The following is a 26,947-nucleotide window of genomic DNA, read 5'->3' as shown; positions in this document are numbered from 1 at the left end:
ATTTTCATAGTATCCCTTTATTTAATGTTCAGTTTCATCCTTCCCGCTTGTATATTTTATAATAAAAGTTGAATTAATTAAGAACTCTTTTTTTTCTTATGTTAGTTTGACATTGGAAGGTTACTTATTTTAAAAATTTAATATAGTTTTCATAATAGTAGTGTAAAATAAAAGAATAAATTAGAAAGTGGAGAGTATTATGCACATAAGACCTTTGGAGAAAAAAGATTTAAAAGACGTTCATAAAATAAATAATGAGTTAAAAATTATGGCCTATTGGTTTGAAGAGCCCTACCAATCCCTTAGTGAATTGGAAAGCCTCTATGAAAGACACTTAAGAGATGAGTCCGAGCGAAGGTTTGTAGTGGAGGAAAAGGGAGTATTTGCTGGCATTGTAGAATTAGTGGAGTTGGATTATATCCATAGAAACTGTGAAATTCAAGTTATAATTACCGATAAGTTTAAGGGTATGGGTCTGGCAGAAAAGTCCATGATTGAAATAGTGAGTTATGCCTTTGATATTTTAAATATGCATAAAGTTTACCTTTATGTAGATACGGACAATAAAAAAGCCATTCATATTTATGAAAAGCTTGGATTTAAGGAAGAGGGTTATTTAAGAGAACACTTTTATACAATGGGAGAGTATAAGGACAGCTTTATGATGGGAGTGTTAAAGAGAGAATGGAATAGAGAGATTTCAGAGGATTTTTAAAAGCAGGCATGCCTGCTTTTATAGTTTTGGATTTAATAAGTCGGTATATTCTTTTAAAATTTCATTAAATAAAAAAAGATCTTCCGCAGTAAATTTTTTGGCCAACTTTTTGTTGGTTTTAATAGTATCTATAATATCATATTTTTTATGGGCAAGGACCATATCAGCTCCTTCTTCCGTAACATAGAGGAAAAAGACCTTTCCGTCAGTAGTGCTGTTTTCTCTTCTAATGTAGTTTAATTTTAATAAACTGCGTACTGTTTGAGAAATTGCACTGCTGGTTTTTTTCCATTTTTTTGCAAGTTCAGTTACTGTAGTTCCGGGATTATCTCCTATATCTGTAAGAATATGTACTTCAACCATTGTAAGAGGTTTCCCCAAGCCATAATCCTTCCTTCGATTCATATAGTTATAGTAAGTTAGTACGAAATCATAGAGATTTGTTGCAAAGGCATCTATTATTGCATATTTTTCATTTACAAATTCTTCTGATTCATCGCCCTCAATCCAAGTATCCAGTATTTCTCTCTTAAAAGTTTCTAAGTTCACAAATTCACCTCGCTAATTTTTACTTACTTTTGTTTTTAATAATACCACACTTTTGGGAAATATGTTAAACTAATATCAAAAGTCTACTCATATTAAGAAGATATATAATATTAATTGATTTACCAAAGAAGAAAGTGGTATAATAACAATAAAGTTAAGGGGCTTAATAATTAAAGGCTAAAATAATTTAAAAATTGGAGGTTTACTATGGGATATGATTTTGAAACTTTAGTATCTAGAAAAAAACAAGGGTCTGAAAAGTGGGACCAGATGTATGAATGGAATCCAAATGTAAGTGAGGATGTAGTTCCCTTATCAGTTGCTGATATGGAATTTAAAAATGCACCGGAAATAATAGAAGGACTTAAGGAGTACTTAGATGAAGTTATACTTGGATATGCAGGACCTTATCCGGAGTACCATGAAGCTGTAATTTCTTGGATGAAGCGCAGACACAATTATGACATAGAAAAAGACTGGATTGTAACTACTCCGGGTGTAGTAAATGCCTTTTACGCAGCGGTAAATGCCTTTACAAAAGAAGACGATGGAGTAATAATTTTCAGACCGGTATATTATCCTTTTACAAATGCCATATATGCAAATAATAGAAAACTTGTAAATTGTCCGCTTATAAAAACTGATGGATACTATACTATTGATTTTGACAAGTTTGAAGAATTGGCAAGAGATCCTAAAAATAAATTATTGATATTTTGCAATCCTCATAATCCTGTAGGAAGAGTTTGGACACGTGATGAGTTGGAAAAAGTCGGCAATATTTGTTTGGAAAATGATATTGTATTGGTGTCTGATGAAATTTGGAATGACTTAATAATGCCCGGTTACAAACACATAATGATGGGAAGTATATCTGAAGAAATAGAAAATATTACTATTACCTGTACGGCGCCGTCAAAGACTTTTAACTTGGCGGGACTGGCAACTTCCAACATAATAGTTAAAAATGAAGAAATGCGAAGTGTCTACCTAGAAGCCTTAGCTGCAATGCGAAGCAGAATGGTAAATATTTTAGGATATAAGGCCTGTGAACTTGCCTATACTAAAAGTGAAAAATGGTTAGATGAATTAATTCCCGTAATAGATAGAAATCAAAGAATGGTAAAGGACTTTTTTGATGAGAGACATCCAGAGATAAAGGCTTATCTTTCCGAGGGAACTTACCTACAGTGGGTTGACTTTAGCGGATTGGGTTTAAGTAATGAGGAACTGGAAGAGTTTATGCATATGGAGGCTCAGTTCTTTACAGATGAGGGATATATTTTTGGAGAAGAGGGAAATGGTTATGAGAGAATAAACCTCGCTGCTCCAACTTGGGTTATAAAAAGAGAGCTTGAAAGACTTGATAAAGCACTTGTAAAGTTAAAAGAAAATAAATAAAAAAAGGAGTTTGTCCAAGGGCAAACTCCTTCTATATATAGTTTCTGATTATTAAAAGAACTGTTAGGTGCAGAGGATAAAATAAATAAAATCCATACTTAACCCAATTTGGTGAATAGCCTCTTTCGCCATTGTACTTTAAAAGCAAAGGAATCGTTAAAAATATTCCTGCCATACCAATTCCCTCAATAACATAGATGGAACTGAAAGAAGGGTCGGATACCTTAGCCAAAAGTGTTATTATTATAGTGGGAAGAGCTACAAATATTGTAGGATTTACCACCTTTAAAACTTCATCTTTAATATTGTAGTAACAAAAAATAATTATAATTCCAAAAATTCCCCAATCGGAAAAAGAGGTTAGGAACATAAAGATAAGTACTATAATAAAGGAAAAATTCTTATATTTTTGTAGACAGTACATCATTAAAAGTCCCATTAAAAGTGTAAACATTATATTGTTAAATAAGTCTGTAAAGATAAAGGGCCTATTTTCAAAAAAATATAATTTAAAAGGAACTATGGAAATTATCCAAAAAACAGCTAACCTTAGAGCATATTTTTTAAAGTTCCTTGTGTGATAAAAACCCTCCACCAGTAGAAAAGCCATAATGGGAAAGGTTAGTTTTCCTATGGTCTCAGTAAATAGGTATAAATAGGGATGGGAAATCCCTATTTTAAACCCGCTTCCCAAATGATTAAGCAGCATTGCAATAATTGCTATAATTTTTAAATGAAAGGCATTTAAATTTTTATTTAATGAGATTTCTTTCATATTTTGCAGCTTTCAATAAACTTTAACAGTAGGTTTTTATTATCTTCACAGGTTTTATATAGAAATTCCGGATGCCATTGAACTCCGCATATAAACTTTTTATCTTCCATATATATTCCCTCAACTAGTCCGTCTGTTGATTTGGAAAAAACTTTTAGATTACTTCCTAAATCTTTAATAGCCTGATGGTGAAGGGAATTTACTTCCAGCAGATCTTTTTTAAAAACACTTCCAAAGGGATTGTCCTTTATAATCTCCACACTGTGAACTAATTTATCAAAGGGCTCCTCGTTGATGTGCTTTAAGCTGGTTTTATACTGGCTGTCTATATCCTGATAGAGTGAACCGCCTTGAACTATATTTAATAACTGCATCCCTCTACATATGGCAAGTAGGGGTATATCTTTTTCAATAGCAGCCCTCATAAGTTCACTTTCAAAGGCATCTCTTTTAGGACTTATAATATGACACTTACTTGTGGGAAATTCCCCGTAGTACATAGGATTTATATCGTGTCCGCCTGTAAAGAGCAGTCCATCAACTTTATTTAAAATATTGTCAATGGATTCCCTAGAGTAGTTATAGGGCAATATTATAGGAGTTGCTCCCAAATCCTCTAGAAAATTGAAAAATTCACTGTTCATATTTACACTTTCCCAGTTGGAGTCTACTCTGGGAGTAATAGCTATTAAAGGTCTCATACTAACTCCTTTTTAATTTGTGACCTATGGCCCACTTAAAGAATGTCCATCCCGGCTTAGGATCGTCCCAGGCCCAAGTAGAGCTGACTTTTTTAAATCTGTAATCCTTTATAATTTGCCATAAAGTCATTTGTTTAGTATTTAAATATTTTTTTATTGCTGAAATGTCCTCATATTTGTACTTCCAGTAGATGTCCTTATCCTCATCTATAATAGGTCCTTCAACAGGTTCGCCAATGGAATCCAAAAAGTACATCATTGGAGTATTCATACCCATTGCACATTGAAGTTCAACGAAGTTTACAAATCGAACATTGACCTCTATTAAATAAATAGTACCTGTATTTTCATCTCTTTTAAGTTCCACTTCCGCAAAACCTCTGTACTTTACATTTTTAAACAAAGGCACGCAAATATCATATAATTCCGGAATATAGTGTTGACGGGCATAGGTACTTGCTCCGAAATTAACAGGCCATTGACGGATTTTATTTGTGGTCATATAGCTTACTACATTTTGGTCCTTGTCCATATAGACGTCAAAGGAATAGCAATTGGTCTCGGGACCCTTTACTATTTTTTGAACGAAGACTTCCTGACCGTCCCGCTTACACATTTCAATTTTTTCAATTAATTCCTCTTCAGAATTTACAAAGAATACCTTACTTCTATATTTATTTACAAAGGGCATTGAATCCTTGGGTTTTACTATACAGGGATAGCCCAACTCCTCAGTTACCTTGGAGTATAAATTCTCCTCATCCATTGGAATTATTTCAGGCGTTTTAATTCCAAGAGGTTCCGTATATTGTAAAAGGGATTGCTTGTCCATTAAGCTGGCAAGTAGTCCTTTTTGTTCATTAGGCCATAGGTAGTATTCCTTTAAGGCATCAAAATTGTTTTCCATAAACTCCACATATAAATCAGCTGTGGGGAAAAGTACGGGTTTACGCGTTTGTTTTTTAGCATAGTCTATTAAGAACTGAACCAGCTCCTCTTCCTGTTCTTTGTAGTGGGGAGCTATTAATCTTTCTTTTACGTACTTGGATATTCCGTAGTTGGATTCAGCATAATCCACACTTACTACCTTTACTCCGTTTCTTCCAAGGTTTCTAACTACTCCAAGTCCAACGTAGTAGTTGGTTCCAAGAACTACTGCCTTGTTTCTGTATTTATATCTCACATTATCACTTCCCTATAATTACTAATGGTATTATACCATTTTTTGAAATATATCAAAGAATTTAATTCCAAATAGCGCAATCTGAAATTAAAGGTGTTTTACAAAGGACCTGAATTTTTTTAACAATCTTTACATTACTTACAAGTGAAATTTACACTTGGGTTATATACTTGGACCGTAGTGAAGGGAAAACCACCTTGAAAGGAGAATATTTTGGAAAATAAAATAGTGTTGAAAAATATTTATAAAGCTTTCGGAAATCAAAAGCCCATTATAGAAAATATGAATCTTGAAATAGAAAAAGAAAGTTTTACAGTCCTGCTTGGTCCTTCGGGATGCGGTAAGTCCACAATTTTAAGAATGATAGCAGGTCTTGAGGAGCCAACAGAGGGCGACATAATTATGGGTGGCAATTCAGTAAGAGATATTGAGCCGGGGAAGCGAAATGTCGCCATGGTGTTTCAAAACTATGCTCTCTATCCCACAATGACGGTGAAGGAAAATATTGAGTTCGGATTAAAGAATATGAAATTGCCAAAGGAGGAAAGGGAGGAGAGAATAAATAATGCATCAAAATCTCTTGGAATTATAGAATTTTTAAATAGGAAACCGCAACAGCTTTCAGGAGGTCAAAGACAGAGAGTTGCTCTGGCAAGGGCCTTGGTTAAAAAGCCGGATGTGTTTTTAATGGATGAACCTCTTTCCAACCTAGATGCAAAACTTAGAAGTCAAATAAGAGTGGATTTAATTGAATTACATCAAAAATTAAAAAGCACTTTTGTATATGTAACTCACGATCAGGTAGAGGCAATGTCCATGGGAACGGAAATAGTTTTGCTGGAAAGGGGAAGAATTAAACAGCAGGGTACTCCTGAAGCTATTTACAATCTTCCTGAAAATATGTTTTCCGCTAAATTTATAGGCTCTCCTCCTATGAATATACTGCCTTTAAATGTTTTAAATGAGGGGAAGACTTCTATTAGTCATATTGGTTTTAGACCTGAAAAGGCATATATAGATTCTGATTTAAGTGAATTAAAAGATGTCTATTCTTTTTATGGGAAAGTAACAGCAAAGGAGATGCTGGGAGATCAAAAAATATTTAAAGTAAAAACGGAATTTGGGAACATACAGGTTAAAAGCTTTGATGAAAGGAAAATTTCCATGGGAAATTGTGTAGTAAGGGTGGACAATAGAAATATTCACTATTTTGATGAAAATGGGAATAGAGTGGCAAAGACTCTAAGTTAGGAGGAGTAAAGTGGAACATACTCGAAACACTCAAAGTCAATATTTAAATAGGTATAAGTTGCGGGGACAATTAAAGGAAAGAAACAAGAAATATGGAGAACTTTCCAAAATCAAACCCTACTTAATGGTAAGCCCCGCTATTATAATCCTTGCAGTATTTGTACTTTATCCAATAGGATATATGGTTTATTTAAGCGGTTTTGAATGGAATTTAATAGGAGAAAAAGTATTTATAGGGCTGGGAAATTTCAAAGCTTTATTTACAAGTGAAGAATTTCTTCAAGTAGTTGTAAATACTATGAAATATACCTTTTATACAGTGTTTTTTTCCGTTGGAATTGCTTTAATGCTGGCTGAATATTTAAAGGAAAGTAGGAAGATTAATTCAATATTGCAGGGGATAATATTTACTCCCTATGTAATTCCTTTAATATCCATAGCCTTTATTTGGATGTGGTTAATGGACAGCGACTACGGACTTTTAAATTATCTGCTTGAAGTTCTGGAAATAAATTCCGTTAAATGGCTGGAAGATCCGAAGATTGCCCTTAATTCCATAATACTTGTATCGGTTTGGAAGGGAGTGGGCTATAATGTAATTATTTTACTTTCGGCAATGCATGCAGTTCCCAAGGATTTATATGAAGCTGCAAATTTGGACAGGGCAAGTAAGCAAAAAGTTTTTTTTAAAATAACTATGCCTATGATTTCACCTTCAATTTTCTTTTTGGTGCTAATGAATATTATTTCATCCTTTAAGGTCTTTGAAACTGTAAGTATTATGACTCAGGGAGGTCCTATGAACTCAACAAATACTTTGGTTTTTAACCTTTATGAATATGGCTTTAAATATTATAAAATCGGATATGCTTCAGCGATGGGAGTGGTGTTAATGGGACTTATAGGAATTTGTACAATTTTGTATTTCTGGGCTTTAAGTAAGAAAGTTCACTATCAGTAAGGAGGAATTATGGCAATTAAAAAAAGTTTAGGTTTTTTAATGAAAAATCTTTTAAATATATTGTTGGTGGTAATTTTTGTTTTTCCCTTTGCATGGATGGTTGTAACTTCTTTAAAAACTCTAGGGCAGACCTTGCAAATGCCTCCCGGCTTTATTGTGAAAAATCCGCAGTGGGATAATTTTGTAAGGGCCTTTGAGGCAATTCCCTTTCTGCATATGCTGAAAAACAGTTTAATTGTAGTAACCGGAACTTTGCTATGTCAAGTTGTAACTGTAATACCGGCTGCCTATGCCTTTGCAAGATATGATTTTAAGGGCAGGAAAATTTTATTTGGAATAACTCTTGTTACAATGATGATTCCCGCTCAACTTATATTTTTACCTGTATTTTTAATGTTTAGTAAATTGGGTTTAATTAACAGTTACCTTTCTTTAATACTTCCTTCGGCAACCAGTGCCTTTGCAATATTTATGTTAAGGCAGACCTTTATGCAGGTTCCCAAGGAGTTAGTAGAGGCTGCAAAATTAGACGGGGCAAGTGAAGGAAAGATTATTACAAGAATTATGCTTCCCATTGCAAGACCTACATTGGTAACTTTGGGACTGATTACCTTTATATCCTCTTGGAACGATTATTTTTGGCCCTTTGTTCTAACTACAAATGATGCAGTGCGTACGCTTCCCGTTGGAATAGCGGCGCTGAGAACTATGGAGGGCGGATTGAACTACCATATTATAATGGCGGGAAATGTATTGTTGATAATTCCTGTATTAATAGTATTTGTTATTGCTCAAAGGCAAATTATGGATGCCCTGTCTTATACAGGCATAAAATAAAAGGAGATAGTAAATGAGAAAAAAATTCACTTTAGTATTAATGGTCTTGTTAAGTTTAAGTTTAGTAGCTTGCAGTAAAGCGGATTCTTCCCAAGCCGGCAAAGAAGATTCGGATAATCCAATGGAAATAACCTATTGGTATTCCTGGACAGATAAAATTCAGGAGAACAATGAAAATTTAGTTAAACAATTTAATGAAACTGTGGGAAAGGAAAAAAATATTGTGGTAAAGGCCGAATACCAAGGCTCCTATGATGAGCTGCATCAAAAACTTCAAGCTGCCCATGTTGCAGGAGAGGTTCCCGCAGTAAGTGTAATGGAAATTGCCTCAATAAAAACCTTTGCTGATAATGGAGTAATAGAACCTCTTTCTCCCTATATTGAAAAAGATAATATCGATATGGGAGATTTTTATGAAGGCCTGCTTGGAAATTGTAAAGTTGAAGATGTTTGGTACGGTCTACCCTACCTTAGAAGTACACCCATACTCTATTTAAATACAACTTTATTGGAAAAGGCGGGACTTGATCCCACAGGCCCTAAAACTTGGGATGAACTTGCGGAGTATTCCAAGATAGTCAAGGAAAAAACGGGAGCTTATGGACTTAGTATGCATTCCTACGACTGGTTGTTGGAAGGTTTTATGTTGGAACATGGAAGTTCGGTTTTAAGTGAAGATGAAACTAAGACCAACTTAAATTCAGAAGAGGGCAAAAAAGTTTTTCAATTCTTTAAGGATTTAAAAGATAAAGATTATATTAGGTTTATGGCGGGAAGTGACTCTGCAAAATTAGAAGCTGACTATATGAATCAAAATACAGCAATGTGGATGCAGTCAACGGGAGATATCACCAAGATTTTAGAAATTGCAAAGGAAAACAACTTTGAAGTAAATACCTGTTTTCTGCCTAAAGAGGTGGATTATGGAGTTCCCACAGGAGGATGTAATTTAGTAATGGCTAGGGAAATTTCTCCTGAGGAAAAAGAAGCTGCATGGGAGTTTATAAAGTGGATGGTAGATACGGAACAGTCAGCCTATGCAAGCGCCTATACGGGCTATGTGCCAAGTAGAAAAAGCGCAGCCGAAACAGATAAAATTAAAACGCTTTATAAAGAAACGCCACAATTTAAAGTGGCCTTGGACCAATTGGAGCTTTACAGCACAGGTCGTCCCATGAACCCCGCCTATGCGGAAGTGAAGAAGTATTTAACGGAAACTATGGACGCAATTTGGGTAAATGGTGCCGATATAGATTCCACTTTAGCCGAGTTTGAAATTAAAGCCAATGAACTGTTAAGTAAGTAATATTTAGGAGAAGAAGATGAATAATAAATTAGTGGTGTTGTCCTTTGACGCACTTCAATCAACAGATTTAAAAAAGTTAATTAAAATGCCTAATTTTTCAAAAATTTTCCAAAGGGCATCTGTGATAAAAAATATGTATGAAATATATCCCACTTTGACCTATCCCATTCATACCACTATGTTGACGGGAGTATATCCCGATAAACACGGAATTACACATAATCAGCTACCTTCCCTCTACCATGAAAATCCGGACTTTAACATAATGGGTTCCAAATGGCATTGGGAGAAGAAATATATTAAGGTTCCTACTTTAGTAGATGTACTGCAGGAAAAGGGAAAGACTACGGCAAGTGTGCTGTGGCCCGTTACAGGCGGTGAAAAAAGAGGTTGGAATCTGCCGGAGATTTGGCCTGATAATTTAAGCGATGAGTCAGTGGAAGAATTATTTTACAGAACCTCATCTAAAAATGTCTTTGACAGGTACTATAACTCCTATATCAGTCATTATAACTGGAGTAATACGGAAGATATGTTAAATTACGGAGTTGAAATTGCCCTTGATATTCTGGAAAACGAAAGGCCGGATTTATTGCTATGTCACATTATTCATTTGGACCATGTACGTCACAAGTATGGAGTTGAGAGTAAGGAAGTAGATGATTGTTTAAGACAGCTGGACATAATTGCAGGCAGGTTTATAGAAGCGACTAAAAAAGCGGGAACCTATAATAGCACCAACTTTGTAATGTTGGGGGACCACGGACAAATAAATATTGACGGAGTATTTTCCTTAAATAAACTTTTTGCGGATTACGGTCTTATAACTCTTAATAAGGGAAAAGTAGTAGATTATGAATGTTATTCTTTTTCTGCGGGATTTTCAACTCAGATATTTTTAAAAGAGGACAGTGAGGAAATGTATAAGAAAGTATTGAAAATTTTAAATATAATAAGAGATGATTACCCCCAATATATAGAAAGAATATATACAGCTGATGAAGTGGCGTTAAGAGAGGGATTAAGGGGAGATTTTTCCTTTGTAGTAGAGGGTAAAGAGGGGGTCTTATTTGGCGAAAAGGAAGTTGAGGGAGAAGTATTTATAAGCTCCACATCTGAAAAATTTAATTACTATAAGGCAACACACGGCCATCATCCGGTAAAGGGTACAAAGCCTCCTTTTGTAGCCCTGGGGCCTGACATAAAAGAAAATATGGTGTTGGAGCGTGGCAAAATAATTGATATTGCTCCAACACTGGCAAAATTATGCGGCGTTGAAATAGAAGGGGCTGTGGGAAGTCCTGTAAATATTTTAAAAGGCGTCGATGAAATTATAAAAACTAAAGAAAAAGCAGTAGTAAATAAAATTTAATTTACAGATTTAAAGACAAATCTTATGATTTCACAAAAAAACAATGGATAATTTTATTTTTTGTTGGGTATATCTCTTATAGTTGAAAAATAGTTTTCAAAAGTGAATTTAAAATATAAGGAGGTATATTATGAACGTAACATTTGGCGGAGATAAAGTTACATTAGTTGGAGAACAGGTGAAAGTGGGAGAGATGGCTCCTGAATTTAAGGCGGTTAACTTGAACCTTTCGGAGTTTAATTCAAAGGAACTAGAGGGCAAGGTGGTAGTTTATTCAGTAGTCCCTTCAATAGATACAGGTGTTTGCTCCATTCAGACTAAATTTTTTAATGAAGAAGCTTCAAAACTTGGCGATGACGTGGCAATAGTTACAGTATCTGTGGACCTTCCTTTTGCACAAAAGAGATTCTGTGCAGTTGAGGGAATAGAAAGTGCAATTGTAGTATCCGATTACAGAGATCATGAATTTGGAAAGAAGTATGGATTTTTAATTGATGAATTAAAACTTTTATCAAGAGGTATTGTAATTGTGGACAGAGATGGTAAAATATCATACGTTGAATATGTAGAAGAGGTTACCCATGAAGTTAACTTTGACAAAGCCTTGGAAGAATTAAAAAAACTGATTTAGGAGAGTGAAATGAAAACCTTAGTTGTAGTAGATTGTCAAAAGGACTTTATAGATGGCAGTCTTGCATGTATAAAGTCAAAAGAGGCAGTGAATAACATTGTTAAAAAGATAAACAGTGGAGCCTTTGATAAAGTGGTATATTCCATGGACTATCATTCACCGGAAAATAAATCCTTTGAGATAAATGGAGGAATTTGGCCGGTACACTGTGTAGCTGGGGAGGAAGGTTCTCTTCTATCAGAAGAGTTTTCCAAAATAGAAAATGAAAATCACCGACCTAATGAAGATAATATTTACAAAAAAGGTTTAGATGATGAGGTGGAAGAGTACTCCGCCTACTATGCTAAAAATTACAAGGGTGAGTCCATTGATGAAATTATATCAGATGAATTTATAGTATGTGGACTTGCAAGTGAGTACTGTGTTCGAGAGACAATACTTGAACTTGAAAAAAATGGAAAAAATGTAAGTTTTTATGTTGAAGGAACAGGCTATGTCAATGAAAAGGATCATTTGGATAATCTCAAAGAGCTAAAGAATCGAGGCATAGAGTTTATATGAACATAAATATAATTGCTGTTGGAAAAGTTAGAGAGAATTATATTAAAGAGGGAATTGAAGAGTTTATAAAGCGACTTACTCCCCATGCAAAGGTCAATATAATTGAAGTTGCAGATGAAAGTGCACCGGAAAGTCTTTCAGAAGGTGAAAGAGAGATGGTGAAAATAAAAGAGGGAGAGCGAATTCTCAAAAAAATAAAGGAGAATGACTATGTAGTTGCTTTAGATTCAAAGGGTAAAAAACTTACATCAGAAGAATTTGCCCAAAGAATAAAGATGATTCAATTAGGAGGAAATTCCACAATTGACTTTATAATTGGAGGCTCAAACGGACTTTGTGGAAAGGTTTTAAAAAGAGCAAATTTCGTCCTCTCTTTTTCGCTAATGACTTTTCCCCATCAATTAATGAGACTTATATTATTGGAACAAGTATATAGAGCATTTAGGATAATTAACAATTATCCCTACCATAAATAAAGGTACCTTGAAGGGTACCTTTATTTATTCTCCGTCAAAAAATGTAATGGTGATAAAGTAATCTATGCTTTCTTCATCTAAGGTGTAATCTTTCAAATAGGTAATATCATTTCTTTTTGGCGTTTTAGCATCGCTACATTTAACTGAGCAGAGTACCATTGGTTTATTCAATTCCAAATCCTCCTGTTTTAAAAGGGAAGTAGATTGAATTATCTGGCTCTTATTTGCAGCAATCTCATCTATTTCCACAGTAAAAAACGCCTCATCATTATTCATAATTAAAGTATTTGAAATAAAGCCTGCGCCAATATTTATTTCTTTATCTGTTGGTTCATTGTATTCAAAGGGAATACTTTGAACTAATCCAAAGGTGTAGTCATATTCTTCAAAGCCGAAAATCCCTTTATTTGCTACAGAGTCATATTGGTTGGAAAAAATATTAAGCTGGTAGGACTTTGTTCCCTTTGGGGGCTTTACCTTGTAAAAATACGTTTCACCAAGTACTGCTTCGTAAGCTTTAAATTCTTTTGGAATATTTTCTTCAAGGGTTCTTTCTATATATGACGTCTCGCTATTAGTATCAGTTTTGTCACCACAGGCTGTTAAAAACAGTAAAAGTATTAATGGTAAAATAATTTTTTTAAATTTCATTTTCTACCTCCTAATTAATTTTATCTTCCTCTATTATGTCCCAATCATAAAATGTAATTGTAAAGAAGTAGTAGTTATAATCCTTATTCAATTTATACATATTTAAATAATCGGTGTTGCTAAATGCTGCTCCATGGATTTTGGAAAAACACAGCGTTTTTAAAATAATAGGCTCCCTTAATTTGGAAAATTCTTTTTTCCCCTCAAGAGTGGAAAAACCTGTAAAATGTACCTCACTTTCTGAAATTTCCTTTCCATCTTCGGGAATGGTCATTTCAAAATTTTCAAATTTTATTAGGGGAAGATTGGAAATAGTTCCAAGGGCAAGTTCAAAACCCTTTTTATCAGCAAATTCATAGTTATCCAAAACACCGGAGTACTTATTTATTTCTTCACCATAGGCTTTGTAAATATCTATGGAGAAAGATTTGCTTTCCTTTGGTGGCTTTACCTTGTAGAAACTAATATTATTGGGAATTGTATTTTTAAATTCAATACCGTCCATAGCATTTATATTTATATTATCCACGTCTATTTTGCTTTTAGTAATGGTCTTAATATATGGATTTTTATTTGAAAGTACAAATACAGCTGTAATGGAAAGTAAAAATATAGTTATAAAAATCAGTTTTTTCCTCATAGCTCTTCCAACCTTTCTGGCATATCCTGCTTTGTTATATCGTAGTCATAAAAGGTAATTGTAAAAATATAATATACTCTCTCATTGTCAAATTCATATTCTTTCATATAGGTTTTCTTGTAGTCGGGTTCGCTTGTATTTTTATTTGAAAAGGATAGCAGTTCCAAGATAACGGGCTCATTTAACTCCACATCCTTAACCTTTGTATCAAGAAATTTTCGGGAACTTTCTTGATAGCTCTTTGTACTTTCTTCCCCTTGAAAGGAGGAGGTACCATATCCTTGGCCACTGAAAGTATCGGTTTTATACTTACTTTCATTGTAAAATACAAATTTATCATATATTAAGCCACAACCTATATTAAAACCGGTCTTTGGAAGGACAGTGAAATTATCTGAACTGTGAAGTTGTAATTTAGATTCTCCATTTTTATGTAAATATACCTCAGTTGAATAAGATAGTGAATTTTCAGGCGGTTTTATTCTAAAAAACCTGGATTCCCCTAAAATACTCCTATATAAATTTAACTCCTTGTTGCTTATATCTACAGGTATTGGCTCTATGTTAGTATATCCTATATGTATACCGCCACATCCCACTAAGAATAAGGTCAAAATCAATATATATAATTTTTTCATAACAACACCTCTTAAAAAAAGTATACCATGTTTTATTATCAGGAGGGTAAAAATAAAAGTATATGTTATAATTTTTACAGATAAGCTATGGAAGTGACTACATATTTTAAAAGTTGGAGGAAGAATTTGAAAGAAGGTAGATTAAAAAGTATTGAAATTTCAAAAATAGATATGAAAAACTGTTGGTTTAATCCGGGATGTGCCCTTTGTGTCTATAAACCTGAAAGTGCCAATAGGGTTTTAAAAATCTTAAATGAGTATTTTGGTGAGGTGAAACTTCACAGTATCTGTTGTCACCACAATCCTAAATTGCCCAAGGGAGCTACTATAATCAATAACTGTGCAGGATGTGACCGAAGATTTCGTTCCCTCTATGAAGGAATTGAAACTATTTCCCTCTGGGAGATTTTAGATTCATTAGAGGACCTTCCTCTTCCCAAGTATGAGAGGCTTACTTTATCCGTTCACGATTCCTGCTCCTATCGTCCGAAACCTCAAGTCCACAGGGCAGTTAGAAGTCTTTTAAATAAAATGGGAATTAAAGTGATAGATTCGGAGTTTAGCGGTACAAAGTCCATCTGTTGCGGGGATAATTTATTTGGCAGAGTGCCCTTGGAAAAAGTCCATGAATTTCAAAAAAAGCGTGCATCACAGATGCCTTGCGATGAAGTGGCAGTATACTGTGTATCCTGTATTAAATCCATGTTAATAGGAGGAAAAGAACCCAGGTACATGGTGGATTTACTTCTTGGAGAAAGTACTGAAGCTCAGGAAAGAGATTTGGTTAAATACCATAAAACGGTACAGGATTATATAGATTCTCATTAGTCACTATGTATAAGTCTGTGGATAACTGTGGAAATTGTGGATAGTTTTTTGAGATTTTAACGGGAATGTGAATAAAAAATCGGAGTATTTTTTACTCCGACTCCTTTATTTAATTTTTTGCTATAAAGTTTTTAATATGTTTTATAATTTCGTCAATATAGCTGTCATCTCCGGGATAGCCCACTACTAGGTGGCCATGTTCTCTTACTTTACCAATTATCATTAAATTTCGGTAAAGGTGATTGTCTCCCGTACCGTGATATCTCATATCCGTAATTATTCCGATAATCATCCTTGGGAAATCTTTATTAATGTTATACTCTTCTTCAATTTCAGCCATAACTCCATGGGCCATTATTTCCGCAGCAACTCCGTCATCAATAGTCAGTCCATCAAGACATGCTATTAATATATTTGCTTTTTTAAGTTGAGCAGTATCAGCCTTTGATATGGCAATGTCCGTAATAATGTCATCATTGTTTTTCTTGTCGTTTATTTCTCCGTTTCGTTGAGGAACGTATAGGTCAATTCCCGTTTCACTTTCAATTCTCTGGGCGACTTTTTCCGTCCACTCAAACATTCCCGCATTAAAAAAATGAGATGCAAAATATCCCGTAAATTTTTTCATATTGTCTCCTTATTATAGTTGATTTAATTACATAATATATTAATTATATAAAATTAGAAAAGTAAACTCAAAGGATATTCGAAAAGTAGTAAAATTATTAAAATAATATTAAAAACAAAAAACAGCTTTTGATATACAAAAACTGTTTTTAAAGAAAAATTATAAATCTATATGGTTTTCCATTAAATAACTTGTGCCAAAGAAAAATCCGAGTAAAGTTAAAATATTAAATAATATTGACCCCAAGTTAACTATAAAAACACCGTCATTAAAAGTTGCTCCGAAAAAGTAATTGTTTATATATTCAAAACCTAAGGTGCTTATATTAAAATAGTAAGGAGTAATCTCTATTACTTTAACATTAATTAAGGAATGGATTATGGAAATAAAAATAAAGATAAAGAACCATACTCCCTTAAATTTTTTACTTTTTATTGAAACTCTTCCAACAGTCATTGAAAAGAAAATAATCAATAGAGTTATTATGGAACTGGTAATTATTCCTATGAAAAGCGCAAAAATTTCTTTCCATGGTATGTCAGTTACCATAAAAAATCTATAAATGTCACTTAAAATTACATTTGAACTTATTAGATTTACAGCCAGTATATTAGATAGTATAAATCCTATAGTAACAACTGTAAACCATAAAAAAGCAACTAGGACTTTAGATGCAAGTATTTTTTGGGAACTGATGGGCAGAGTAAAGGTTAAGTATCCTCTGTCTTCGTAAAGGTCTTTTCTAAATAAATTTACAATGTAGAAAAAAGTTGCAATCATCATTCCGAAAATTACCAAAAAGGAAAAACCTAGAAAGATTCCTCCTATGGCAGAGGGTCCCGTATAATTTACTTTATCCAAATAGAAAAAATTGCCTATATTTAAAATTGTGGTTAGAGCCAATACTCCAAGAATAAATCTGTAGCTTCCCTTTATTTCATATTTAATAAAATTTAACATTTCTACCTCCTGTTAACCGAATATTTCTTTGTATATGGTATCGATTTGTCCGTTATACTCATTTCTTAAGTCTTCGGCATTGCCTTCAAGTACTATCGTTCCCTCTTGTAAAAAGACAACATCTTCAAAGAGGTTTTCCATATCTTTTAATAGGTGAGTGGTTATAATCATTGAACTGTCTTTGGAATAATTATTTATAATTGCGTCTAGGATTTGATCTCTTGCAACGGGGTCTACTCCTGCAATAGGTTCGTCAAGGATGTACAGTTCAGCATCTCTTGAAAGAACTAAAGACAGATTGAGTTTTTCATGCATACCCTTTGAAAGTTCAGTAACCTTCATTTCCATACTAAGATTCATAAAATTAAGCAGTTCATCAAATTTCTTCTCGTTGAAATCGGGGAAAAAATCCAAATAGAAATTTTTTGCGTCTTTTATTTTCATCCAACTGTATAGAAAAGTTCTATCGGGCAAGTAGGAAACCATGGCTTTGGTTTTAATACCTATTGCTTCATCGTTAATTCTTACAAAGCCGTTAGTGGGTCTAAGCAGACCTGCTAATATTTTAATTAATGTGGTCTTTCCACTACCGTTAGGTCCCAGTATTCCCACTATTTTTCCCTTTTCTATGTTTAAGCTTACTTCATTTAAGGCTGTTTTTCTGCCGTATTTTCGAGTGAGATTATTTATTTCCACTATGTTCATTTATTTCCTCCTCATTTAAATAGGTTTTTAATATTTCTAAGACATCTTCAATGTCGTATCCCAGTTTTATAACGTCCTCTATAAAGGTTTTTATTAAATCATTTATCTCCTTAGTTTTAAAGCTTTTAATTAATTCACTGTCTTCAGTAATAAAGGTTCCAAGGCCTCTTTGCGTAAAGACTAATGACTCCCTTTCAAGTTCCTGATAAGCTCTCTGGATAGTATTGGGATTGACCTTTAACTCTTTAGACAAATCTCTAACTGATGGTAACTTATCGCCAAGATTTAATTCGCCGGCACTTATTTTAGCTTTAAGCAGATCCATTACCTGTATATAAATAGGTGCATTTCCATTAAACTCCATATTTCACCTCCGTAAACAAGTCTTAGTGTATTGGTTATATAATACACCCGAACATAAAAGATGTCAACTGCTTTTTTTAAAATTTATACTAGTTAAGAAAATAATAAATAAAAAGACCGGCTCTAAATAAATAGAACCGGTCTAAGCTATATATTCTAAGCTATATATTATTTTAATGAATACACTGGTTTACCCTTATCATTGTTTCTTAAAAAAGAAACTTCAGCGCCGATTTTCACTTCTTTGCCATTTTCTTCAACAATGCCTATAAATCTATTTCCCTCTTCGTCAAGAATGGCGCTTATAAAAGGGGCATCATCTTTATATTCTTTACCTGCCACATAGATTTTAGTGTAGCTGTAAATAGTCGTCTTCATACTACCACCCTTTCAAAATATGGACTGCACAAGTTCCGGCAGTTCCGCCGAAATTATGAGTTAATCCAATGTTCGCCTTTGGAAGTTGTCTTTTATCGGCATCACCACGCAGCTGAGTAACTACTTCGTAAAGCTGGCTTATTCCTGTGGCACCGATGGGATGCCCCTTGGCTTTAAGTCCGCCACTTACATTTATTGGTATTATACCGTCTCTGGCGGTTTTTCCTTCAAGGACTGCATCTGCTCCCTTACCCTTTTCAAAGAAGCCTAGGTCCTCTGAAATTATAATCTGAGTGATGGTAAAGCAGTCGTGAACTTCTGCAAAATCAATGTCCGAAGCTTTTAATCCCGCCTGTTCATAGGCTTGTTTTGATGCGGATATAGTTGCATCTAAGGTTGTAAGTTGTTTCTTTCCAAAAATACTTAAAGTGTCTCCTGCATGTCCTGAACCGATTATTTCAACAGTGCGGTGTTTATTTAAAGATTGAGCTATTTCTGTAGTTGCAAGAACTGCAAAGGCAGCACCGTCAGTGATTAAGGAGCAGTCGTAGAGACTTAAAGGGCTGGCAACTAGGTCGGCGTTTAATACTGTTTCCAAATCCAAATCCCTTGGCATTTGAGCATCCGGGTTTAACATTGCATTTTTATGAGACTGTACTGCCACCATGGCCATTTCCTTTTTAACATTTCTAAACTCATGGAAGTAACGGTGGGCAATCATGGCAAAACTTCCTGGGAAGGTAAGTCCCAAAGAGGCTTCTTTTTCATAGTCCATTGCAGATGCCAACGCTGAAGTTACAATATCTGTGGACTGATGAGTCATCTTTTCAACACCGCCCACAAGGACTATGTCGTAAAATCCTCCTGCAACGGCCATATAAGCCTGTCTTAAAGCCACGCCTCCCGAAGCACAGGCAGCTTCAGTACGAATCATGGGTATGTTTTTAAGCCCTAAAACTTCAGAGACCATTGCGCCGATATGGTTTTGATTACATAGGTGGGCGCTGTCAAAGTTTCCTATATAGCCCGCCTCTATTGCAGTTTTTTCTATTCCTGCATCTTCAATGGCCTTGTTTCCGGCTTCTAAAATCAACTCATGAAGACCTGAGTCAAGCTTACCCATTTTAGTTTCACCTATTCCAATAACTGAAACAGAGCGCATAAAATCACTCCTTCCTTAAAATAATGCAAATTTTATATAAAATAAGCACAAGTTTTAACCTACTGAAGATTTTAAAATTTCCTTAAACAACGGATATTTGTGAACTTTATTGTGTACGAATTTTATACCCATTTTAAAGTTTCTATACCTGAAAATTTAATAAAATCAAAAAATTGGGGAGTATAAAGAATTTTTATATTTTGAGCATTTTAAAAGGCATTTTAAATTTAATTAAAACGCCTTATTTTTTATAGTCTTAAACATATACAAATAAACCTACAACGCCTGTTACAACCATTACAATAATCGGATTAATCTTAAATCTTCTAAGTATAAATAAAGATATTGCTGAAATTAAAACTGCAATAAGGTCTATGTTTTTAATAGATGAAATAGTTCTAAAATCGGAGTTGTTAAAAAAGGCCAGTAAAAGCATAGTAAAACCGGCAGACATTATTAAACCTAGAGACGAGGCTTTTAAACTATTTAATACTTGAAAAACATATTGTGAGCTTCTATATTTTGAAAAAAATTCATGTAAGAGAATGGCTATGGTAATTCCGCCTATAATGGAGCCGAATGTAGCAACGACTGCTCCTACCGGTCCGGAAATCTGCATACCTACAAAGGTGGAACTGTTAACAACTAAAGGGCCCGGTGTCATTTGTGATATTGTAATAATATCCGTAAAGGTCTTTTCCGTAATCCACTGGTGCTGATTTACAACTTGCTCCTGAATTAAGGGCATAATTGCATATCCGCCGCCTATGCTAAAAGAGCCTATTTTAAAGAAGGTAATAAACAATTTAAAAATCATTGACTCTCTCCCTCCTTTTTAATTTAAAAAACAAAGTAAAAAAGCTAATGACGCAGCTTAAAACCAAAATTAAAATCACATTTATATTAAAAAAAGCTGAGGAAATAAAGGCCACTGGAGCGAGTATTTTTAACAGTAGGGAATTTTCCTTAATAATGGATTTATACATATCGATTACTAAATCTATTATTAAAGCTATGACGCAGGCCTGCATTCCTCTAAGTATGGCATTTATATAGATGTTTTTAGAAAAAGCCACATACCATTTTGAAATCAACCCTAAAATAATGACAGGAGGAATTATACAGCTAATAAGGGTTATTATTATTCCGGGAATCCCGGCAACTTTTTTTCCGGCTAAAATACTTAAATTTACAGCCATAGATCCTGGCGATGATTGAGCAATAGCTGCCATTTCCATTAACTCATCTTCCGATATTAAATTTTTATTTTCTACAAAGTATTTTTTAACCATGGGAACTACTACGTATCCTCCGCCGAAGGTAAAGGAACTTATAAATAAATTGACGTATAAAAGCCAGAGATAAAGTTTTAAATTATTTTTCATAATACCACTCTCCAAAGTTATGACTTCTATTATAAGTATTGTATTGCCATTTGTGAAATGATAACATATCAACATAACTATGAATATAATTCATGTCAAGGAGATGTTATGGATTTTAAACAATGTATTATTTTTAGGGAAATATCAAAAACGGAAAACTTTACGAAAGCAGCCGACAATTTATATTTGACTCAGTCGGCAGTTTCCCATGCAATGAAAAAATTAGAAGAAGAAACGGGAACTAAGCTTTTTGAAAGGTTACATAAATCAGTAAAACTGACAAAGACGGGAGAGCTGTTTTCAAAGGAGATACTGCCTATATTGGAGGGAATGGAAAGATTAGAGTCCAGAATGAAATTTTTGGAACAGGACACCCCGTTGCATATTGCCTGTTGTATAACTTTTTCTCAAAGAGAGCTTCCGAAATTAATAGGGAAATTTAAAGATATATCACCGGAAACAAAGGTAATTGTAAAAATTCAAAGGGCAGAGGACTCATTGGAATTATTAACTCAGGGGAAAGTGGATTTGGCTTTTATAGAAGGAAATATTTCACTTGATAAATTTGAAGTAAAGCAAATTTCATCTTATAAATTAATAGCAATCAGTTCAAATAATTACTACAGTGATGATAAAATTTCCGTTGAAGAATTACTTAGAAAGGATTTATTGTTAAGAGAAAAGGGCAGTTCTGTTAGAGAGGAATTTGATTCGGCTGTTTCTTTAAAGGGATATAAAGTAAATCCCTTGTGGGAAAGTGTAAGTACAGATTCATTAGTTGAAGGGGTAAAACAAGATTTAGGCATTTCTATTTTACCTAAGGTTTTAGTTTTAGAAGAATTAAAAAAAGGAAATGTAAAGGAGATTGAAATAGAAGACTTTGAAATATTTAATAAAATAAGTCTTGTTTTAAATAAAAATAAATACAGGACTTATTCTCTAAATAAATTTTTGGAGTTAGTGGATTTAAGCGTATAGTTTAAAAAATATAGATTAGATCCACATTAAGTTAATTTTTATCTTTTTTCTTAGGCGGTGCACTGTTATAGGTTTTAATAAGGAGTGCTCCGATTAAAATTAAAGTTATTCCCGTAACTACGCCATTGTTTAGAATTTCTTTAAGACCGCCCAGAATTAACAATATACCTACTATAATTTTTAAATACTTCATAATTTCTCCTAGTGACTTTTTAAATTTGCAAATAGTAAAATTACTATAAAGTGCATAATGGCAAAGAGGGCAATGAGCATATGGTCATTTTGAGTGGTGTTGTATATTAAGTAGTTTATAATTTCCTTTATGTCAAATATATTCCAGGAGTTATACCTTAAAAATCGACCGATATAAAGAGCTACACCGCTTATTGCAGAAAATAAAAGCAACATTATAAAACTTGCAAATTTGTATTTATAACATCTTATTATTTTTAAAATATTTATAAAACTTTCAAAACACAGGCATAGGGAAATTAAAACTAATAGCACCGTAACTCCCAATTTTACCCAATTTAAATAATCCATTACATATACCATTTCTCCGCCGGAATAGGAATAAAATTCACTTGTGCGTATGTGAATTAGATCGGTAAACATATAAAGTGTATTGGGATAAAACACCACAGCCACTAAAGTAATGGGCACACATACAAGCCCCTTATTTTTCATATTTACGCAAAATGAGGTCAGTAAATAGGGAATAAAGGACAGACCTGCATTAAAGAGCAGGTACTTTAAATTAAAATTAAAATAAATTACACAGGCATATAGAGCCATAAAAAATAAAAAATATATAAATATCTTTTTGTAGTTGTTTACAGTTTCCTTGTTCATAAAATCGCCTTTAAGTTTATTTGTATCTATTTTATAGAAGTATGGGCTTAAATTCAAGCAATATAAAAGTGCACCTAAAATAAGTTTTTAAGTGCACTTAATATTTTTAGTCGCCTTCTTCAAAGCCACCAGTATATAATCTTGCATAGACGCCATTTTGAGCAAGTAGCTCATCGTGACTTCCTCTTTCAATAATTCTACCTTGGGATAGGACTATTATAGCATCGGCATCACGTACAGTGGAAAGTCTATGGGCAATTACAAAAGTTGTTCTGTTTTTCATAACTCTATTCATACCCTCCTGAACGAGCATTTCAGTTCTGGAGTCAATTGAGGATGTGGCTTCATCTAGGACCAAGACAGGCGGATCATATACTTCCGTCCTTGCAATGGAAAGGAGTTGAGCTTGTCCCTGTGAAATGTCTGAAGAAGTACCGGAGATTATAGTGTCATAGCTTTCAGGCAAAAGCTCTATAAAGTTATCTGCCTGGACTTTCTTAGCAGCATCTTTTACCGCTTCCTTGTCAAGGTGGTTTCTACCGTAACTTAAATTGTAGTAAATACTTCCCGTAAAGAGATGAGTATCTTGTAGTACCATTCCAAGGGAACGTCTTAAGTCCGCTTTTTTAATTCGCTTAATGTCAATTCCGTCATAGGTTATAGTTCCTGAATCTATTTCATAAAATCTGTTTATTAAGTTTGTAATAGTAGTTTTTCCGGCTCCCGTTTCCCCAACAAAGGCAAGTTTTTGTCCCGGTTTTGCAAATAGGGAAATATCGTGAAGTACGTTGTGTTTTTTATCGTAGGAGAAATTTACATTGAAGAATCTAATATCTCCCATTAATTCCGTATATGCAGGCGGATTTTGACTTTCGTCCTTCCAAGCCCACATATTAGTCCTTTCAACACATTCTTCCATATTTCCATATTCATCTTTGTTAATTCTAACTAGAGAAACTTCACCGCTATAGTCTTCAGGTTCCTCATCTAATAATTTAAATACTCTATTAGCTCCTGCAATGGCAGAGATTATTACGTTCATCTGTTGAGCTATATTTCTAATAGGACCTGCAAAAGCTCTTGAAAGTTGCAAGAAAGCAGCTATAGTTCCTACGGAAATTCCGTAGCTTCCGTTTATTGCCATTAACCCTCCCACAACTGCAGTAAAGGCATATTGAAGGTTACTTATACTAAATACAATTGGAAGTAGTATTAATGAAAACATATTGGCATAAGTTGTATTTTTTGCCAGTTCGTCATTTATAACATCAAAGCCCTCAACTATTTTTTCCTCATGGGAGAAGACCTTAATAACTTTTTGACCTTCTATCATCTCTTCAATATAGCCGTTCTCCTTACCCAGTGACTCCTGTTGTCTTAGGAAGTACTTAGATGACCTGCCTCCTATTTGGTTCATAACTATTAAAACCAATATAAATGAAACAAGAGCAACGACACTTAAAATTAAAGAAGAATAGAGCATTGCTGAAATTACCGCCACAAAGGACAATATTGAAGAGAAGACCTGTGGTATTGAATTGGCTACCATTTGCTCAATTATTTGAATGTCGTTGGTAAAACGACTCATAATGTCCCCGTGTGAATTGGAGTCAAAGTATGAAATCGGCAATGATTGCAAATGTTCAAAGAGTTCATCTCTCAATTTTTTAAGAATATCCTCTGATACGTCCACCATTATTCTAGTGTAGAAAAATGATGAAACCACACCTAGACAGTAAATAGCTGCAAAGGTCAGAATTATTTGAATTAATGGTCCAAAATCAGGAATGCTTTGAGACATCATAGGTATTATATAGCTATCTATTAAGACTTTTACAAATATAGATGTTACAACACCGATAGTTGAGGAAATTGCAACTAAAAAGGCAACTAGTACCAATTTATAAGGATGTTGTTTAAATATAAATTTTAAAAGTCTTTTAATGGTCTTTATATTTTCAGGTGATGTGATTTTACTTTTCTTTGGATTTTTAGTTTGGTTCATCAAAATCACCTTCCTTTTCCTGACTTTGAGAAATTTCTCTATAGATCTCATTTGTTTCTAAAAGCTCTTCATGTGTACCTATTCCATTAATTTCACCGTTGTCCATAACTATAATGTAATCGCAGCCCTCAATGGATTTAATTCTTTGAGATATGGTTATTCTAGTAAGTTCCGGTAACTGCTCCTTTAGATTTTCCACAATAAGTTTTTCTGTGGTATTGTCAAGGGCGGAGGTGGAGTCATCAAGAATTAAAATCTGAGGTTTTTTAAGCAGAGCTCTTGCTATACAAAGTCTCTGTCTTTGTCCGCCTGAGAAGTTAGTTCCTCCTCTTTCAACTATACGGTCGTATCCTTCGGGAACTTGAGTTATAAAGTCGTGAGCTTGAGCTATTTTGGCAGCTCTTTCCACTTCTTCATAAGTTGCATTTTCATTACCCCATCTTAAGTTTTCAATTACAGTTCCTGTAAAAAGTTGGTTTTTTTGAAGAACTACTGCAACTGCATCGCGTAGCGCATTTAAATTGTACTCTCTAACATCTTTTCCTCCAACTTTAACACTTCCTCTAAGGACATCGTAAAGTCTGGGAATTAAACTTACCAGCGTTGTCTTAGAAGATCCCGTTGAACCTATAATTCCCACATTATCTCCTGAGTTAATTTTTAAGCTGATATTTTTTAAAGCCAGTTTATCCTCTTTTTTACTATAGGAAAAACAAACGTCGTCAAACTCAATGCTGCCATCTTTAATTTCAGTTTCTCCATCAACATTCTTATCAAGAGAAGATTCCTTATCCAGTACAGCTACAATTCTCATACCGCTGGTTCTTGCAACTATCATTTGAATAATAAGCATTGAAACCATCATAAGTGAAACTTGAATTTGGTAGGCATAAGTTACCAAACTTAAAAGTTCTCCCGTACTTAGACTGTGATCAACTACTATATAGTTGGCGCCAAACCATCCAAGTAATAGAACCACTATATAAATTGAAGCTTGCATTAAAGGGTCAGCTAGAGCAGATAGTTTTCCCACTCTTACATAGTTGTTAAAAAGGGATAGGGAAATATCCTTGAACTTTTGAGTTTCATGTTCTTCCTTTACAAAACTCTTTACGACTCTAATTCCAAGTAAGTTTTCGGAAACAGTAGTATTTAATTTATCCATAGTTCTAAATATTTTGTTAAATATTGGAAAAGACTTGGAAATTATTATTCCGATTCCTATTCCAAGAATTGGAAATATTAATAAGAATATTAAAGAGATTTTTACATGAATACGAAGACTCATTAAAAAGGAGAAAATCAACATCAAAGGTGCTCTGAAGGCCAATCTTATAGACATTTGAAATGCAACTTGAACGTTTTGAACGTCAGTGGTAAGCCTTGTAACTAAAGACCCTGTAGAAAAAGAATCTATATCTTCAAAGGCAAAATTTTGAATGTTTTTAAACATTGAATGTCTTAAGTTTTTTGCAAGACCTGCAGAGGATTTAGTTGCAAAATATCCGGATAAAATTCCGGTAATAAGCGCAAATATAACACTTAAAAACAGGTAGGTACCTAGGTTTAAAATGTTTTCTTTTGATGGATTTGTAATTCCCCTATCTACAATCAGTCCCATTAAAAAGGGAATAGCAATATCCATAGCCACTTCTATAATTACGAAAATTGGAGATAGAAGGGCAAATTTTTTATATTCCTTGACATTGGAAAATATTTTTTTAATCATATAAGGCCCCCTTTTCTTGTCAAAAATAAAAAAGGTGCGTAAACACCGTACTCTATATGATATACCATTAAATTATTTTTTGGAAGAGGTTAGGATAAGAAATTAAAGAAAAATTCGGTATTTTAGTTGGATGAAGAGAACTGTGGTGCTATAATATTTTCTTTTAAGAAAAACTTAATTTATGTTAATATATCATTTAAGATAATAAGACTACAATAGAATATCTATAATTTTATATATTATTAAGTTTAAGGAAGTTTTTAAAATTTTAAAGAAACTCTTTGGGAATTAAAGAGGGATATGTTTTAAATACGAAAGTTTAATTT

31 protein-coding genes are annotated in these 26,947 nt (G+C 33.7%); 12 read left to right on the top strand and 19 right to left on the bottom strand.

What is annotated here, in order from left to right:
* Positions 1-199: 199 nt before the first annotated feature.
* The gene (locus tag EF514_RS00420) at positions 200-715 is read left to right on the top strand and encodes a GNAT family N-acetyltransferase (protein ID WP_127722698.1); all 516 of its coding nucleotides are present in this window, start codon (positions 200-202) and stop codon (positions 713-715) included.
* A gap of 18 nt (positions 716-733) precedes the next feature.
* Here EF514_RS00420 and EF514_RS00415 read toward each other — a convergent pair whose 3' ends face one another.
* The gene (locus EF514_RS00415) at positions 734-1,264 is read right to left on the bottom strand and encodes a MarR family winged helix-turn-helix transcriptional regulator (protein WP_127722696.1); all 531 of its coding nucleotides are present in this window, start codon (positions 1,262-1,264) and stop codon (positions 734-736) included.
* Positions 1,265-1,471: 207 nt separating this feature from the next.
* Between EF514_RS00415 and EF514_RS00410 the strand changes: the two genes are divergently transcribed.
* Positions 1,472-2,665, top strand: coding sequence for a MalY/PatB family protein (locus tag EF514_RS00410; RefSeq protein WP_127722694.1), 1,194 nt, complete (start codon positions 1,472-1,474; stop codon positions 2,663-2,665).
* 31 nt (positions 2,666-2,696) lie between these two features.
* Here EF514_RS00410 and EF514_RS00405 read toward each other — a convergent pair whose 3' ends face one another.
* Genes EF514_RS00405 through EF514_RS00395 form a run of 3 tightly spaced genes read right to left on the bottom strand, consistent with a single transcriptional unit; the run spans position 2,697 to position 5,324 of the window.
* Positions 2,697-3,440 (bottom strand): TraX family protein, encoded by a 744-nt coding sequence (locus EF514_RS00405; RefSeq protein WP_127722692.1) that lies wholly within the window; start codon positions 3,438-3,440, stop codon positions 2,697-2,699.
* Entirely contained in the window at positions 3,437-4,141 is a 705-nt protein-coding gene (locus EF514_RS00400; RefSeq protein ID WP_127722690.1) for a gamma-glutamyl-gamma-aminobutyrate hydrolase family protein, read from the bottom strand. The genes EF514_RS00405 and EF514_RS00400 overlap by 4 nt, the downstream gene beginning before the upstream one ends.
* A 1-nt stretch (position 4,142) precedes the next feature.
* Entirely contained in the window at positions 4,143-5,324 is a 1,182-nt protein-coding gene (locus EF514_RS00395) for a carboxylate--amine ligase (RefSeq protein WP_127722688.1), read from the bottom strand.
* A gap of 213 nt (positions 5,325-5,537) precedes the next feature.
* On the opposite strand from EF514_RS00395, the gene EF514_RS00390 reads away from it, so the two are divergent.
* From EF514_RS00390 to rlmH, 8 genes are all read left to right on the top strand, one after another.
* The gene (locus tag EF514_RS00390) at positions 5,538-6,575 is read left to right on the top strand and encodes an ABC transporter ATP-binding protein (RefSeq protein ID WP_240648970.1); all 1,038 of its coding nucleotides are present in this window, start codon (positions 5,538-5,540) and stop codon (positions 6,573-6,575) included.
* 10 nt (positions 6,576-6,585) lie between these two features.
* Positions 6,586-7,536, top strand: a complete 951-nt coding sequence (locus EF514_RS00385; RefSeq protein ID WP_205666342.1) for a carbohydrate ABC transporter permease — start codon at positions 6,586-6,588, stop codon at positions 7,534-7,536.
* Positions 7,537-7,545: 9 nt separating this feature from the next.
* Positions 7,546-8,373, top strand: coding sequence for a carbohydrate ABC transporter permease (locus EF514_RS00380; protein ID WP_127722686.1), 828 nt, complete (start codon positions 7,546-7,548; stop codon positions 8,371-8,373).
* A 13-nt stretch (positions 8,374-8,386) separates the two neighbouring features.
* The gene (locus tag EF514_RS00375) at positions 8,387-9,679 is read left to right on the top strand and encodes an ABC transporter substrate-binding protein (RefSeq protein WP_127722684.1); all 1,293 of its coding nucleotides are present in this window, start codon (positions 8,387-8,389) and stop codon (positions 9,677-9,679) included.
* Between the two features lie 16 nt (positions 9,680-9,695).
* Positions 9,696-11,051 (top strand): alkaline phosphatase family protein, encoded by a 1,356-nt coding sequence (locus EF514_RS00370; RefSeq protein ID WP_127722682.1) that lies wholly within the window; start codon positions 9,696-9,698, stop codon positions 11,049-11,051.
* 130 nt (positions 11,052-11,181) lie between these two features.
* Positions 11,182-11,682 (top strand): thiol peroxidase, encoded by a 501-nt coding sequence (gene tpx, locus EF514_RS00365; protein WP_127722680.1) that lies wholly within the window; start codon positions 11,182-11,184, stop codon positions 11,680-11,682.
* A gap of 9 nt (positions 11,683-11,691) precedes the next feature.
* Positions 11,692-12,243, top strand: a complete 552-nt coding sequence (locus EF514_RS00360; protein WP_127722678.1) for an isochorismatase family protein — start codon at positions 11,692-11,694, stop codon at positions 12,241-12,243.
* Complete coding sequence (rlmH, locus tag EF514_RS00355; protein WP_127722676.1) at positions 12,240-12,719, top strand: 23S rRNA (pseudouridine(1915)-N(3))-methyltransferase RlmH; 480 nt, start codon at positions 12,240-12,242, stop codon at positions 12,717-12,719. The genes EF514_RS00360 and rlmH overlap by 4 nt, the downstream gene beginning before the upstream one ends.
* Positions 12,720-12,743: 24 nt before the next feature.
* Here the strand turns inward: rlmH and EF514_RS00350 are convergent, their stop codons facing one another.
* Genes EF514_RS00350 through EF514_RS00340 form a run of 3 tightly spaced genes read right to left on the bottom strand, consistent with a single transcriptional unit; the run spans position 12,744 to position 14,648 of the window.
* Positions 12,744-13,370, bottom strand: coding sequence for a hypothetical protein (locus tag EF514_RS00350; protein WP_127722674.1), 627 nt, complete (start codon positions 13,368-13,370; stop codon positions 12,744-12,746).
* Between the two features lie 10 nt (positions 13,371-13,380).
* A complete protein-coding gene (locus tag EF514_RS00345; RefSeq protein WP_127722672.1) occupies positions 13,381-14,010 on the bottom strand; it encodes a hypothetical protein in 630 nt (209 codons plus the stop codon).
* Positions 14,007-14,648 carry a hypothetical protein gene (locus tag EF514_RS00340; RefSeq protein ID WP_127722670.1) on the bottom strand — a complete coding sequence of 214 codons (642 nt, stop codon included), beginning with the start codon at positions 14,646-14,648 and terminating at the stop codon, positions 14,007-14,009. Before EF514_RS00340 ends, EF514_RS00345 begins: the two co-directional genes overlap by 4 nt.
* Before the next feature lie 126 nt (positions 14,649-14,774).
* On the opposite strand from EF514_RS00340, the gene EF514_RS00335 reads away from it, so the two are divergent.
* On the top strand, positions 14,775-15,476 hold the full coding sequence (locus EF514_RS00335; RefSeq protein ID WP_127722668.1) for a (Fe-S)-binding protein: 702 nt from the start codon (positions 14,775-14,777) through the stop codon (positions 15,474-15,476).
* Positions 15,477-15,585: 109 nt separating this feature from the next.
* Here EF514_RS00335 and EF514_RS00330 read toward each other — a convergent pair whose 3' ends face one another.
* The 8 genes from EF514_RS00330 to EF514_RS00295 all read right to left on the bottom strand — a co-directional run bounded on the left by EF514_RS00330 (position 15,586) and on the right by EF514_RS00295 (position 21,057).
* Positions 15,586-16,104, bottom strand: coding sequence for a nucleoside 2-deoxyribosyltransferase (locus EF514_RS00330; protein WP_127722666.1), 519 nt, complete (start codon positions 16,102-16,104; stop codon positions 15,586-15,588).
* A gap of 159 nt (positions 16,105-16,263) precedes the next feature.
* Positions 16,264-17,064 (bottom strand): ABC-2 transporter permease, encoded by an 801-nt coding sequence (locus EF514_RS00325; RefSeq protein ID WP_127722664.1) that lies wholly within the window; start codon positions 17,062-17,064, stop codon positions 16,264-16,266.
* Between the two features lie 12 nt (positions 17,065-17,076).
* Positions 17,077-17,769: an ABC transporter ATP-binding protein gene (locus EF514_RS00320; protein ID WP_127722662.1), complete on the bottom strand. Its 693-nt coding sequence runs from the start codon at positions 17,767-17,769 to the stop codon at positions 17,077-17,079.
* Entirely contained in the window at positions 17,747-18,133 is a 387-nt protein-coding gene (locus EF514_RS00315) for a GntR family transcriptional regulator (RefSeq protein WP_127722660.1), read from the bottom strand. The genes EF514_RS00320 and EF514_RS00315 overlap by 23 nt, the downstream gene beginning before the upstream one ends.
* 167 nt (positions 18,134-18,300) lie before the next feature.
* On the bottom strand, positions 18,301-18,510 hold the full coding sequence (locus EF514_RS00310; RefSeq protein ID WP_127722658.1) for a Zn-ribbon domain-containing OB-fold protein: 210 nt from the start codon (positions 18,508-18,510) through the stop codon (positions 18,301-18,303).
* Position 18,511: 1 nt separating this feature from the next.
* Complete coding sequence (locus EF514_RS00305) at positions 18,512-19,672, bottom strand: thiolase domain-containing protein (protein ID WP_127722656.1); 1,161 nt, start codon at positions 19,670-19,672, stop codon at positions 18,512-18,514.
* Between the two features lie 256 nt (positions 19,673-19,928).
* Complete coding sequence (locus EF514_RS00300) at positions 19,929-20,489, bottom strand: chromate transporter (RefSeq protein ID WP_127722654.1); 561 nt, start codon at positions 20,487-20,489, stop codon at positions 19,929-19,931.
* Complete coding sequence (locus EF514_RS00295) at positions 20,479-21,057, bottom strand: chromate transporter (RefSeq protein WP_127722652.1); 579 nt, start codon at positions 21,055-21,057, stop codon at positions 20,479-20,481. The genes EF514_RS00300 and EF514_RS00295 overlap by 11 nt, the downstream gene beginning before the upstream one ends.
* 108 nt (positions 21,058-21,165) lie before the next feature.
* On the opposite strand from EF514_RS00295, the gene EF514_RS00290 reads away from it, so the two are divergent.
* Positions 21,166-22,035, top strand: coding sequence for a LysR family transcriptional regulator (locus EF514_RS00290; protein ID WP_127722650.1), 870 nt, complete (start codon positions 21,166-21,168; stop codon positions 22,033-22,035).
* Positions 22,036-22,066: 31 nt separating this feature from the next.
* Here the strand turns inward: EF514_RS00290 and EF514_RS10710 are convergent, their stop codons facing one another.
* The 4 genes from EF514_RS10710 to EF514_RS00275 all read right to left on the bottom strand — a co-directional run bounded on the left by EF514_RS10710 (position 22,067) and on the right by EF514_RS00275 (position 26,621).
* On the bottom strand, positions 22,067-22,228 hold the full coding sequence (locus tag EF514_RS10710) for a hypothetical protein (RefSeq protein ID WP_164845505.1): 162 nt from the start codon (positions 22,226-22,228) through the stop codon (positions 22,067-22,069).
* Between the two features lie 8 nt (positions 22,229-22,236).
* Positions 22,237-22,887 (bottom strand): DUF1361 domain-containing protein, encoded by a 651-nt coding sequence (locus tag EF514_RS00285; RefSeq protein ID WP_127722648.1) that lies wholly within the window; start codon positions 22,885-22,887, stop codon positions 22,237-22,239.
* Positions 22,888-22,993: 106 nt separating this feature from the next.
* Positions 22,994-24,892, bottom strand: a complete 1,899-nt coding sequence (locus EF514_RS00280; protein WP_127722646.1) for an ABC transporter ATP-binding protein — start codon at positions 24,890-24,892, stop codon at positions 22,994-22,996.
* Positions 24,879-26,621 (bottom strand): ABC transporter ATP-binding protein, encoded by a 1,743-nt coding sequence (locus tag EF514_RS00275; protein WP_127722644.1) that lies wholly within the window; start codon positions 26,619-26,621, stop codon positions 24,879-24,881. The genes EF514_RS00280 and EF514_RS00275 overlap by 14 nt, the downstream gene beginning before the upstream one ends.
* Positions 26,622-26,947 lie beyond the last annotated feature (326 nt).

Source organism: Anaerosphaera multitolerans, assembly GCF_004006535.1.
In the GTDB taxonomy this organism is placed as follows: Bacteria; Bacillota; Clostridia; order Tissierellales; family Peptoniphilaceae; genus Anaerosphaera; species Anaerosphaera multitolerans.
This window is presented reverse-complemented; position numbering and strand designations above follow the sequence as displayed.